The sequence below is a fragment of the Enterobacter sp. SM3 genome, assembly GCF_009811935.2.
Lineage (GTDB): Bacteria > Pseudomonadota > Gammaproteobacteria > Enterobacterales > Enterobacteriaceae > Enterobacter > Enterobacter asburiae_D.
In genome coordinates this window covers 511,158-523,821 of record NZ_CP099971.1, presented here as the reverse complement: position 1 = coordinate 523,821, position 12,664 = coordinate 511,158, and the positions used below count along the sequence as shown (strand labels likewise).

Annotated in this window: 6 protein-coding genes; 1 reads left to right on the top strand and 5 read right to left on the bottom strand. The window is 61.2% G+C overall.

What is annotated here, in order from left to right; translation table 11 throughout:
* The first annotated feature begins 69 nt into the window (after positions 1-69).
* Entirely contained in the window at positions 70-783 is a 714-nt protein-coding gene (locus GVO84_RS02340) for a 4'-phosphopantetheinyl transferase family protein (protein WP_159515389.1), read from the top strand.
* On the opposite strand, the gene GVO84_RS02335 is transcribed toward GVO84_RS02340, so the two are convergent.
* From GVO84_RS02335 to GVO84_RS02315, 5 genes are read right to left on the bottom strand one after another with little or no spacing between them, the layout of a single operon-like run.
* A complete protein-coding gene (locus GVO84_RS02335; RefSeq protein ID WP_159515388.1) occupies positions 751-1,698 on the bottom strand; it encodes an alpha/beta fold hydrolase in 948 nt (315 codons plus the stop codon). The two genes, GVO84_RS02340 and GVO84_RS02335, sit on opposite strands and share 33 nt — an antisense overlap.
* Positions 1,691-2,860, bottom strand: a complete 1,170-nt coding sequence (locus GVO84_RS02330; protein ID WP_159515387.1) for an alkane 1-monooxygenase — start codon at positions 2,858-2,860, stop codon at positions 1,691-1,693. The genes GVO84_RS02335 and GVO84_RS02330 overlap by 8 nt, the downstream gene beginning before the upstream one ends.
* On the bottom strand, positions 2,854-3,909 hold the full coding sequence (locus GVO84_RS02325; protein ID WP_159515386.1) for a 2Fe-2S iron-sulfur cluster binding domain-containing protein: 1,056 nt from the start codon (positions 3,907-3,909) through the stop codon (positions 2,854-2,856). The genes GVO84_RS02330 and GVO84_RS02325 overlap by 7 nt, the downstream gene beginning before the upstream one ends.
* 1 nt (position 3,910) lies before the next feature.
* Complete coding sequence (locus GVO84_RS02320; RefSeq protein WP_159515385.1) at positions 3,911-4,927, bottom strand: arylesterase; 1,017 nt, start codon at positions 4,925-4,927, stop codon at positions 3,911-3,913.
* Complete coding sequence (locus tag GVO84_RS02315) at positions 4,924-12,660, bottom strand: type I polyketide synthase (protein ID WP_159515701.1); 7,737 nt, start codon at positions 12,658-12,660, stop codon at positions 4,924-4,926. The genes GVO84_RS02320 and GVO84_RS02315 overlap by 4 nt, the downstream gene beginning before the upstream one ends.
* Positions 12,661-12,664 lie beyond the last annotated feature (4 nt).

Sequence of the window (12,664 nt, the reverse complement as noted above, 5' to 3'; positions counted from 1 at the left end):
GGTCATTCCCCTTACCCGGCCCGCACTTATATGGCATTCTGTTCCCCCGACAGATACCGATACCCCGCTATGTTTACTGCAATAAACACAGATTCAGCACCCCCTTTTATTCACTCCGTTGAGATGGGCAACGTCGACCCTTTTCCCGCACTGCGCTACTGCCTGGTCTCATTCACCGCGCGTGATTACCATGACGGGCTCTTTGATAATTGGGGCATCCCCTTTCCCGGTCAGCTCGATAGCGCCGTGGTCAAACGCAGGGCGGAGTATCTTGCGGCACGTTACGCCGCGCAGCGGGTGCTGAGATCCAGGGGCTGTGACGCTACGCCGGGCAGTACGCCGGACCGTTCTCCGGTGTGGCCTTCCGGCTGGCGGGGAAGCCTGTCACATTCTCAGGAATGGGCGCTGGCGGTCGTTGCCCCAGAGGCGTCGGGCCTGACGCCGGGCGTCGACATTGAGTTTTTGGCACCCGAGACTATCCGGCGGACAGCGCACCTGTTTACCACACCGCAGGAGCGGGAGTGCCTTGCCGCCAGCCCGTTCGACGAAGCCAGCGCGCTATTGATGACCTTTTCCGCGAAGGAGAGTCTCTATAAAGCGCTCTATCCTGACGTTGGCCGCGTCCTCGATTTTGACGCGGCCCGCGTGTGCCACATCGCGCCTGAACAGCAGAGGATCACCCTGGAGCTGACCCGGACGCTTTCCCCCCAACGCCTAAAGGGCAGCCGGATCCAGGGCTATTATCAGTTCTCAGGCGACAGGGTTATCACGATCATTGCCTGACGTCAGCAAGGGGGCCAGATAGGTCATCACCATGTCGATCCCCTCCCCCGGACGGCGCAGCGGATTATGCCCCTGGCCGTGGGTCTCTGCCAGCCTCGCGCCAGGCCAGGCGTTGACCAGGCATTCAGCTTCGACCCGCAATACGATGTCATCGCTGCTGTCGTGAATAACAAGGGCGGGCTGATCGACCTGCTGCAGCCCCTCATAGGCGTTAAAGCGCTGCCAGACCGCCTCGCCAATGCCAAAGTACCCTTCAATATACCGACGCAGTCTCTGCTGCTGGCGTGCCGGGAGGTTCAGGATCGCGGCATATTTGGTGACCAGCCCGCTAAAGTGCGTCGGTGCCCCTACGATAACCAGCGCGCGGGTCCGCAATCCCGCCTTTACCGCATTAATGACGGATAAACCGCCAAAAGAGTGCGCCACAATCGCGTCAAAACCCCCTTCCTGCTGCGCCAGCTGTTCAATGATTTCAATGAACTCGACGATGCTGCTCTGGCGTCCAGCCGCGTTGCCATGTGCGGGGGCGTCAAACCCGATGACCTGAAAGCCCTTTTCGACCAGCGTCTTGATCAGCCTGCCAAAGTGGGAAGCCCTCGACTCCCAGCCGTGGGCTAACAGCACGGTAGGTCCCTCGCTGCCCCAGCGGTACACCACCGCATGTTTACCATTACTCAAAGGGAGAGATTCAATGCGGCTCGCCAGCGCCGTCATTTCTTTATCGCCTGCACGCGTCGGCACCCGGCGCGGCGTAAAAAACCGATTGCCCAGCCAGTCGGCGGTCGCCCCCGGCACAACCCGATCCATCAGGCGGATACCGGCCTTTACGCATGAAACCATCGGAGAGCGCAGGTAGGCGGGTCCACGATACTGCTGGTAGGCTTGCTCAATCAGTCGATCAAATTGCTCACTCATGGGACTCTCCAGAAACACAGGGAACAGTGGACTGAACCGCGGATGATTCAGACTGGCGGATCAAGGCACGCTCTGCGTCACTGGCAACGTGTTCGTCCCAGTACGCGAGTTTTGCTTCCATTCGTTTAAACCACAGTGGCGGTATCAGCGCGTAAAAAATATGGGCGACATACCCTTTTTCTATTCCCACCGCGTAGCTGTGCGCCTGCAAATTCCAGTATTCACGACGCGGATGGGTGTGATGATCGGAGTGGCGCGTCAGGTTCAACAGACCGGCCGACGAGGCCCGGTTATTGCAATCCCAGCTGTGTCGCGGCTCCACGCGCGTGCCGGGAAGGCGGACCAGACCGTAGTGCTGGATGTAATTCACCGTTTCAAACAGGAATTTAGACACCAGCATGGTCACCAGACACGCCAGCACGCCCCTGACGCCCGCCGCCGTGAAGCAGACCGCCAGGATCAGCAGGCTCATCAGCACGCCGCGCATCACCCGGTTCGCCAGCATGGCGCCGCGCCGGTTCTGCTGCGACAGCCGCTGCGCTTCCACCTGCCAGGATTCAACATACTGCGACAGAGAAGAACGGATAAAGAAGCGATACACGGTCTCTCCACGACGCGCCGTCGCGCCGTCCGCCGGGGTCGCCACGTTAGGATGATGCGAATAGACGTGTGAAATCGAAAACTGCGCATCGCCGACCAGCGCCAGAAGCCAGCGCCCGACCACCATCGCCGTCAGACTGTGGGTTTTGTGGATAAGCTCATGGGCCACCACGGTATTGGTGCTCATGGTATAGCCGGTGGATGCCGCCGCAAGCAGCAGCTCCGGCAGGGCAAGGTTATGCAGCGCCATGACGTTGTGACCCGTCAGAGCGGAAAGCCATGCGCCAAACCCGAGCAAATCGCCCGGAGCGGCCTGCCAGATAAGGGTGAACAATGCCAGCAGCGCGGCCGGGAGCTGTAAATACGGGATGATCTCCAGCAGCGCCGGAAGGCGGTAGTGGCGATCGGCGGTGTCGTGCGTGGTTGCGTTATCGAAAAAGACATAGCTCAGCGTCACGCAGAGCATGGAAACGACGATCCACACGCCGCCGAGCAGGGTGGTTAGCGCGGTTAGCGGTAAAAAAACGCAGGGGACAAGGGCAAATCTCAGGTAACTCAACATACGGGCTCCTTATTGTTATGACTGTTTTTTGCACCGACCGGCGGGGAGAAGCAGTCCATTTCAAGCAGGTGGCTCATCACCCCTCCGGCAAGCAGCCTTTGCCGGCACGCCTGCGCCAGCGCTGGATTGCCGCAAATCACGACGCGCCATTCGGCTACCGCCGTCCGGCGGGGATAGAGGGCACGCCAGTCGTCCAGCCAGCAGGTAATACGGCCTGCCAGCTCCAGCTCCTGAACCTCGCGCTCCCGGGATAACGCGTGCAGAAAGTGAAAACCGGGATAGTGCTGACGCAGACGCTGCAGCTCAGGCAGGTCGAATGTGTCCTGCCGCCTGCGAACCGCGTGGATCAGCATGACCTCGCGGTGGGGATGACGCGCCAGCGCGGCGCGGACCAGACCCAGCGTCGTTCCCAGTCCCGATCCACTGGCGATGGCCAGCAGCGGACCGTTACCGTCATCCTGCTGGCCGAACTGCCCCCGGCAGTCTGAGAGCCACACCTTCCGGCCAGCCCCCCGTTCATCACACAGCAGCGGGGATAGCCGCCCCTCTTCACGGCGCGTGATATCCAGAACAATCTCTCGCCCGCGGCTCGGCCAGCTGACGGAGAAGCTCCGGATATCCTTATCCTTTTCGAGACCGACCTGAACGTATTGTCCTGGCTGAAAGGGCAGCGCCTGCTCCGCCAGGAGCGTCACGCGCCATACCGTTGCTGAGAGCGCGACAACCTGCGTAATTTGCGCAGACGTCCAGGGCGTGGACGCCGCGGCCAGCGTTACATCCGATTCCGGCAGGCACTGGCATGCCAGCACGTGGCCAGCGGCAATCTCCTCCTGGCTGAGCAAATAGCTCAGGTCGACAAGCGAACGCACCTTGCCGCTCGTTACCCGGCAAAGACAGGATTTACACGAGCCGACCTGGCAGTTATACGGCAGGGAAACACCGGCGTTGAGCGCGCTTTCGAGGAGCGTATGGCCGGACGTCAGGGGGAATACCCGTCCCTCAAGCGTCCCCTGAAAATGACCGCGTCGGGAAAACCATCTCTTCAGCATCTTATTGCTCCCCGCACAGCAGCAGCCCGTCGTCAAAGACGCTGCCCATCATCACCTTTCCGCCCACTGGCGCGGCGACGCTGACCGCCGCCAGCGCCTCGCCGTGGCTCTGATAGAGCATACTGGCCTGAGCGATCTCCCCCTGAGCGCCGGTTGTCAGCCGCCACACCATGGACGGTGAACGCGCCTGTGCATCTTTCTGATAGGCGGCCAGCTTCAGAAGCTGCGGGTGCGACGCCACCAGCATTCCCTGCCCGTCCGGCAGGATATTGTCGACGCCATGCAGACCGCTGAAGCGCCCCAGCAGGACGGGCGCAGCCTCGTTCGGCTGCCACGCCCAGCTGCTCACCGCGCCGCGGGTGGTTTCCGCCACGTACAGACGCCCCCGCGCTCGGCTGTAGTAAATGCCGTTCGCAAAATGCAGTCCATCAATCAGGGTATGCAGCCCCGCCTCGTCTGCCAGCAGAACGCTGGACAGCGGCAGCCGCAGATAGTCCTCCACGCGTCCCGCGAAGCCCTTCCACCGGTGGTCCCGCGTCAGCAGCCAGTGGGTTTTATCAATGACGCTGATATCATTGATGTTGTTTCCGACCGCGCGCGACAGGGCGGGCTGATACTCAAGACGCATCTGCGCGCGATTAAAGCGAAACACATCAATGCTGTCCTCCTGCGGGCGGTGGTTCACCACGTAGATCCACGTCTCGCCCTCCTGCTGCCAGACATCGATGCCGTGCGGGAAGAAGGTATCCGGATAGTCGCCAGCCAACCGCTGCGGCTTGTCGCTGCCGTTGAGGTAATACAGCGCCCCGGGCGCGCTGCCGTGTCGGTTGAGGCTACTGGCTATCGCCCCGCCGTCCGATAAGGGAGCGATATCCTCCGCGCCCTCAATGCCCGTTATTTTTTGGCACTGTTCCCCGCCGCTCTCCTGCACCCGATAAAACAGTCCGGCATCGATCAGCAGGTTTACAGCGAACGCTAGCACGGCGCCCGCGAGGACGATAATCGTCAGCTTTTTCATGATGCGGCCAGCGCCTCTGACGATGAGAATAATGCTTCGACGGCCTCTTCTCCCTGCTCGGCCAGCACGGTTATCGCCTTCAGGAAATGCGCCAGTAACGCGCGGGCACGTTCCTCGGTGAAATAGCGCATCTGGTAATCCAGCTCGACGGACAGCCCCTCTTTCGTCTCAAGAATGTTAACCATCAGCGGGAATTCGACGGCGCCGATCGGGAGCAGCGACAGGCTGGCCTCCCACTGCCGCATTTCTGCCAGCGGAGCATGCGGTTCGACGTTAAAGGTCGCCAGCAGCGGAAGCGGCGCATCCTGACCGTGGAAGCAGCGTGACGGCATTGCGGGCTCGCCGCGCTGGGCGAGGATACCGTCATGGATTGCCCTGGCGACCCCGGCCACCGACGCGCAGACAGCGCTGTCGATACACAGCGGCAACAGCCTGACGCACTGGCCGACAAGCGCGTCGCCCTGCCCGAAATCCCGCCCGGCATCCGGCACGCCGACCGGCACCGGAGCATGGCCGAACGCCTTCTCCAGGGTCAGGGTAAAGAGCGCATTCAGCATCGCGAAGCGGGTCACCCGCAGCTCGGCAGAGGCTTTGCGCAGCTGCCCGGTCAGGCCCGGATACGACAGGCGCTGTACCAGCCGCTGCCCCTGATACGTCCGGGAGGGGGCCAGCACGGTAAGAGCATCTGGCGTTGCCCGGCGCACAGGAAGCGCCGCAATACGCGCAGATAGCTCCGCCTCGCTGACGATGTTCTGCGCACGGATGACCTGCAGATAGCTTGCCGCAGCCGCCAGCTCAGGACGTTTACCCGACGCCAGGGCATCGTAAAGATGCAGCAGCTCGCGCAGCATCACCATAAACGACCAGCCATCCGCCACCGAATGATGTGCCGAGATGGCGAGCGTGGTTTTCCCCTCATGGCGGACCAGCAGCAGGCGAGCCAGCGGCGCGGCGGTAAGATCAAAAGGACGCGCGGCAAAATCAGCGAGACAGGCGGCAGGCGCAGCGTATTCCTCGCAGACGTCGACGGTGGGCGCCAGGGCCACCTGAAGTTCGCCTGCGTCAGTGAACTGCATCCGCAGCGCGTCATGGCGCTCGCACAGCAGTTGCCAGGCGGCGCGCATGATGTCGCTGTCTACATTGCGCGGCGTTTCAATGACGCCGCCGATCGTCCCGGCCAACAGTCCGCTTTCATCCTGCGCGGCCAGCTGCAGAAAACGCTGCTGGCTGTCCGCAGCGGCATAACGCGTGTCGGGGCGCAATCCCGCCTCCCCAAAGAAGCCGTCCACGCGCATGGCGCTAACGCTCTCTTTCACTGCCGCAATAAACCGATCGATATCCTCGTCCGCGTGTGCGACCGAGACAAAACAGTTACGCCCTTCCCAGATGAAAATGCCGCGCAGCATCAGGTGGTGGAAGAGGATGTCGTAGTTGCCGTTGAATTTGAAACGGAACAGGCTACCGGCAGAGACGATCTCAATCGGCGTACCGGTTGCAGAGAACCAGGTATTTAGCGACATCGTCAGACGCGCGGTTTTTTGGTTGATGTCGTCATACAGCGCCGGATGGGCTTTGATGTACTCCAGCACGGCTTTGCTTGCCGCCATGGTCAGCGGATGCTTGGAGAACGTACCGGCAAAGAAGATCAGTTCAGCCTGCGGCCAGGAGTCATCGCCATACTGCCAGAATCCGCCGTCGATACTGTCCATAAAGCGGGCAGAGCCTGCAATCACGCCGATCGGCATACCGCCGCCGACAATCTTTCCGTAGGAGGCAATATCCGCCTGAACGCCGTAATACGCCTGCGCGCCACCGGCCGCCAGACGGAAACCGGTGATCACCTCGTCAAACATCAGCGCAATGTTGTGGGCTGTCGTCAGTTCACGCAGGGTATGCAGGTATTCGCGCGGCTGATGATCGGGATAACGGCTCTGCACCGGCTCAACGATCACCACCGCCAGCTCGGCGGCATAGCGGGCGATAAGCGCCAGACTCTCTTCGCTGCCGTAGTCGAGCACCAGCAGGTCGTCTACCAGCGATGGCGGCGTGCCTGCGGCAATCGGCGTGGCGCGCTCGGGGGTTTCGCCCCCCTGCTGTCGCCCAAGAATGCCGTCAAACACGCCATGATACGAGCCGCTAAACAGCGCGACTTTATTTTTCCCCGTCACGGCGCGCGCCAGGCGCACGGCGCTCATTACCGCTTCAGAGCCGGAGTTACAAAAGGCCACGCGCTGCTGGCCGGTCAGCTCGCTGATAAGCGTTGCCACCTCGCCCGCCAGCGCGCTTTGCGGCCCAATCTGCATGCCCTGTGCCAGCTGGTCGGCTACCGCCTGCTGTACACAGTCCGGCGCATGGCCCAGCAGGTTAGCGCCAAACCCCATTGTAAAATCAATATACTCGTTGCCATCGACATCCCAGATGCGCGATCCCTGAGAGCGTTCCCCCACTAAGGGGTAAAGCATCTCTTTGGTGGATAAACGAAAGCCCGCAGAGGCCCGGTTATCCGCCAGCACTGCGCGGTATTGCTGGGCATTGCGTTTCGACCCGCCCGTTTTATCGACAAACCGCTGCGTGAGTTGCGCCAGATGCTGGTCTCGCTCAGCGCCCAGGGATACCTTTTTCGTCTCTTTTTTAAACCAGCTGTTGTGCGCGCTGGCCTTCACCGGTGCGGCCGGGGTCGCGACAGGCGCAGGCGCGATAACGTCCGGCGTCGCGGGTGCGGCTGGCATCGGGAGAGCCTTCGCCGTGCCGTTGAGCAGCGTGAGCTGCTGGGACATAAGCTCCAGCTGGCGGGCAATCAGATCCTGAACCGTATCAGGCACCGGCCTGCTGGCGCCCTGCTGCGCCACGACAGGCGGTGTCGCCTGACCGGCGGTTTCCGGGGTGCTGAGCAAAGCCGCAGCCGCCGCTGGCTGCGCGTGCTCCACCACATAACCGATCACCGCATCCAGCGTATTGAGCTCTTCAAACAGCGCCCGCACCGGGATGGCCACGCCGTAGCGGTCTTTAATGGTATTGATGGCATCCAGCAGCACCAGCGAGTCCGCCCCCATTTCCAGGAAGGGCAGAGAGTCGTCAAGCGCGGCGGGATCCGCCTCAAGAAAACCGGCAATAATCGCTTTTATTTCAGCGGCTAAATGGTGTTGATTTGACATAGCGTCCTCTTTTGCAGATGGGGTCTGCGCTGGCGTCTCACCCGCCAGCCAGTAACGTTTGCGGCAGAACTGGATTGCGGGCAGGGCTAGCGCCTCCCGCGTGGTCGCGTGGTAAAGCCCGCTCCAGTTGATGTCGTGCCCTTGCTGCCACAGCGTACCCAGCAGCGTCAGCAGTGATTTGTACTCATGTCGCCGATCGCCTGCGGCCAGCACCCGGTGACGGCGGTCGGTTGCGGTCACAAATTTGCCCAGCGAACTGTCCGCGCTCAGATCGATAAAGGTGAACTCCCCCTGCGTAAGCACGTTTTGCACGCCCTGAAGGAAACTCACGGGCTGGCGAATTTGCCGGGTCCAGTAGTCGGCGTCGGTGCGGTCGCACGCCTCGCCGTTCAGGTTGCTGTAAAACGGGATCGTCCCGCGGGTGAAGGTGACGTTGTTGACCAGCCACTCGCGCCAGGCACCGAGGATCGGATCCATCATCGGGGAGTGAAATGCGCTGGCGGTTTTAATTTTTCTGGCGTGACCACCCTGAGAAGAAATGGCCTGAAGGCAGGCGTCAATCGCCGTCTGGCTGCCTGCTATGGTGGTCAGCGTCGGCGTATTGAATGCGGCAATATCAATGTCGCCCGCCCAGGGGGTAATCATCTGACGGACGTCGGCTTCGCCGCTGAAGACGACCGCCATCGCCCCTTCCTGCGTCAGGGCTGACATCAGCAGCGCGCGCTGATGAACCATTGCCAGCCCGTCGTCCAGCGAGAGATAGCCGGCGATAACCGCCGCGCAGTACTCTCCCAGGCTGTGGCCCATCACGGCTGCCGGACGCGGGCCGAACTGCATCACGCTCTGAGCAAGCGCGTAGCTACAGGCAAATAAGGAGAGCTGACACGTTCTGGCGCAGCGCTGCCAGCTATCGTCTCGGGCAAACAACGCCTGCGTGATATCAATCTGATAGCGCTGCTGGATGGTCGTCGCCAGCGCGTCAAACTGGGTGCGATAGTGCGGCAGATGGTGATACAGCTCGGCACCCATGCCGATTTGCTGGGTGCCCTGCCCCGGGAAGAGCCAGACCTGGGGCTGGGCTTTACCCGCCTTGCAGGCCGTGAGCTTCGCAAGGCTTTCTGCCAGCTGGGTGCGATCCGCGCCATACGCCACGCCGCGATAGCGGGCCGCGTCGTAGCGGGTGTTCACCAGCCGACACCAGGTGGCGATATCGCTCTCCTGGCATGCAGATAACCCTTTTTTGACCTCCTCCCGCTGAAGGGTAAACGCGCCTTCATCATGAGAACCGATCAGAAGCAGGCCGTGGGGCGCAGCGGGCTCCAGGCGTTTTTCCACCGCTGGTGCGCTGCGCAAAATCACGTGACCGTTGGTACCGCCGAAGCCAAAGCTGCTTACGCCCGCGTAGCGTGCTTCGCCATCGGCATGCCATGAGGCAGGCTGCGCGCCACTCACCTCAACATGACGGCTAATCGCCGCAATATGCGGGTTTTTATGCTGGAAATTGAGGTGAGGAACGAATTGCCGGTAGTGCAACATCAGGGACGCTTTCACCACACCCAGCACGCCCGCCGCCGCCTCCAGGTGGCCAATGTTGGTTTTGATCGAGCCCACCAGGACAGGTGCGGTTTTTTTCCGGTCCGCAAACACCGCTTCCAGCGCCTGATATTCGATCAGATCGCCAAGCGCCGTTCCCGTACCGTGCGCTTCGATATAGTCAATCTTATCGCTATCCACCCCGGCGTCCGCCATCGCCTGCCGGATGACCGCCTGCTGCGATGGGCCATTTGGCGCGGTAATGCCGTTGCTGCGGCCGTCCTGATTGACGGCGCTCGCCACCAGCGTGGCATAAACCCGATCGCCATCCGCCAGCGCCTGGGTCAGCGGCTTGAGCACCACGACGCCGCACCCTTCACCGCGGACATAGCCATCCGCGCGGGCGTCAAAGGTTTTACACCGACCGTCGGGGGCCAGCATCTGTGCTTCGGTGAAGACTTTTTGCAAATGCGGCGTCAGCGCCAGATTAACGCCACCGGCAATGGCCAGGGCGCAACGTCCGCTCCGCAGGCTCTGCATTGCCCCCTCAATCGCCACCAGCGAGGAAGAACAGGCCGTGTCGACGGCGACGCTTGGCCCTTTTAAATCATAAAGATAAGAAATTCGGTTGGCCGCGATACTGTGCGCGTTGCCTAAGCCGCTATAGGCCGAGACGTTATCGCCGCAGGCCAGCGCGTAGTCGCTGGCGCTGATCCCGACAAAGACCGCCGTATCGCTACCGCGCAGGGATGACGCCTTAAGACCAGCATCGGTTAGCGCCTGTTGAACGGTTTCTAGCAGCAGACGATGCTGCGGATCGATATAGACGGCTTCACGGGGAGAGATGCCAAAGTAGCCTGCGTCGAACGCGTCGACCTCGTCAAAAAAACTGCCTTTACGGTTAAAACCGTCAAGGGACGAGGTACGCCAGCGGTGCGCCGGGATCTCGCCGGTCGTGCTGTGGCCCTGCTGCAGCAGCGACCACAGCGCCTCTACGCCGCTATGCCCCGGTAGTTCCACGCCGATGCCGATCACCGCAATGGCGCTCTCTGCGACGGCTGAGCTGACCGGCCGGGCCGCAGCGGGTTGTCCCAGCGCGGCCGCCAGCTGATTGATGGTGGGGTAGTCATAAATCAGCGCCGGAGAGAGCTCGCGGCCCAGCCGCTGTTCAAGCTCGCCAATAACGCCCACGGCCTGCAGAGAGCTCATGCCAAAGCGGGTAAACGCGTCATCCCACTGGGATTCGCCGATCGTCGTATTCATCGCGCTGCTGATTATCCCGGCAATCAGCGCCGCCAGAGCGGGTGGGGTTTCCCCCTCGGTTACGGCAGGTTTAGACGCGGCCTGGCGGCTGCGCCACGCCACGTCCAGGGTCCCCTGCTGATACATCACTTTTGCGCGGGTGCGCTGTAATTTCCCGCTGGTGGTGCGGGGGATTGCCCTTCGCTCGACAAGGAGCAGTTCATCCAGCGTAATGCCGTGACGCTCTGCTACCGCCGCGGTAATACGCGGAGCAAGCGCCGCCATATCGAGGTCATTTTTATGACGCGTCATCAGCTCAAGCAGCGCAACCGGGCGTTCGGCTTCGCTGGCAAACACGCAAACCGTCGCTTCCGCCAGCGCGGGATCGGCCTGACGGATGGTCTCTTCTATATCCGTCGGGTAGTGGTTCTGACCGTTGATAATCAGCAGCTCTTTGAGCCGTCCGGTGACGTACAAATGACCGGACTGGAGAAAACCCATATCGCCGCTGCGCAGCCACGGGTGCGGATGGCCAGCCAGAGACGCCTGAAAGGTTTCGCGCGTGGCGGCGTCATTGTCCCAGTATCCTGCGGCAACGCTCGGACCACGCAGCCATATTTCGCCGCTCTCACCGTCAGCAAGCGGCTGATGGTGGTCAGGATCGACGATACGCACCTCGGTATCAGTCAGAGCCTGCCCGCAGCTCACCGCACCGGCCTCGTCGGAAACGCGGAGCCCCTGCCCTTTGTCCATTCCGGTGACGATGAGCGTGGTTTCCGCCATGCCGTAGCAGGGCAGGAACGCGCCGGGCCGAAACCCTGCGGGCGCAAAGTGTTCGCTAAACTGCTGGAGCGTGGCGGGCCGAATCGGCTCTGCGCCGCAAAAGGCCACATCCCAGCGCGAAAGATCCAATGCCTCAACCTGCTCTCGGCCAATCTTGCGCACGCACAGCTCGTAGGCGAAATTAGGGCCGCCGGAGGTCGTCGCCTGATAGTCGGAAATCTGCTTGAGCCAGTTAAGGGGGTTTTTCATTAGCATCATGGGCGACATCACTCGGCAGGGGAATGCGCCAAACACGGGCTGCAGTAGCCCGCCAATAAGCCCCATATCATGAAAATGCGGCAGCCAGATCGTGCCCCGGCTTTCGCTGTGGTGGCCGAAAAAGCGGTGAATGGCATGCGAGTTAGCCCACAGGTTGCCATGGGTCACCATCACGCCTTTCGGAGAGCCCGTCGAGCCCGAGGTGTACTGTAAAAAAGCCAGATCGTTTTCTGCTACCGAAACGGGGTGAAATGCCCCGGAGAACGTGCGCTCAAGATGATGCAGACGATAGCCCGCAGGTAGCGCAGCTGTGTCTGGTTTGTCGAAGGTAAAAATAAGCGGGGATAACGGAAGTGATAGCTGGCCTAGCGTTTCTGCTCCCTTTGCTGTCGTAACAATACATTCCGTTTGCGCATTACGTAATACTCCGGCGAAACGCTCCCACGCGCTTCCTGACGATTTTGCGGGCATTGGGACGGGAACCGCCACCCTGCCGGCATAAAGACAACCAAAAAAAGCGCCAATAAAATCTTCGCCATCCGGATAAAGCAATATTACCCGGTCGCCCCGCTGCCCGTATTGCATTAATGCTTGTGCAAGCGACGCGGCGCGCTGGTGTAACTGGTCATAGCTTTGGCTGTGAATATCTCTGGCGCTGCGGACGAATTCAAATGCCGTCTGAGTAGTCTGTTGAACAGCAAGTTCGGGCAAAAGCTGGTTGAAGGAATGATATCCCCTGTTAAACAACTGATGAGACGGCATCATA

Excerpts from the sequence above, each read along its gene's own strand:
- GVO84_RS02340 (WP_159515389.1), top strand. The coding sequence starts at position 70 with ATGTTTACTGCAATAAACACAGATTCAGCACCCCCTTTTATTCACTCC.
- GVO84_RS02335 (WP_159515388.1), bottom strand. The coding sequence starts at position 1,698 with ATGAGTGAGCAATTTGATCGACTGATTGAGCAAGCCTACCAGCAGTAT.
- GVO84_RS02330 (WP_159515387.1), bottom strand. The coding sequence starts at position 2,860 with ATGTTGAGTTACCTGAGATTTGCCCTTGTCCCCTGCGTTTTTTTACCG.
- GVO84_RS02325 (WP_159515386.1), bottom strand. The coding sequence starts at position 3,909 with ATGCTGAAGAGATGGTTTTCCCGACGCGGTCATTTTCAGGGGACGCTT.
- GVO84_RS02320 (WP_159515385.1), bottom strand. The coding sequence starts at position 4,927 with ATGAAAAAGCTGACGATTATCGTCCTCGCGGGCGCCGTGCTAGCGTTC.
- GVO84_RS02315 (WP_159515701.1), bottom strand. The coding sequence starts at position 12,660 with ATGCCGTCTCATCAGTTGTTTAACAGGGGATATCATTCCTTCAACCAG.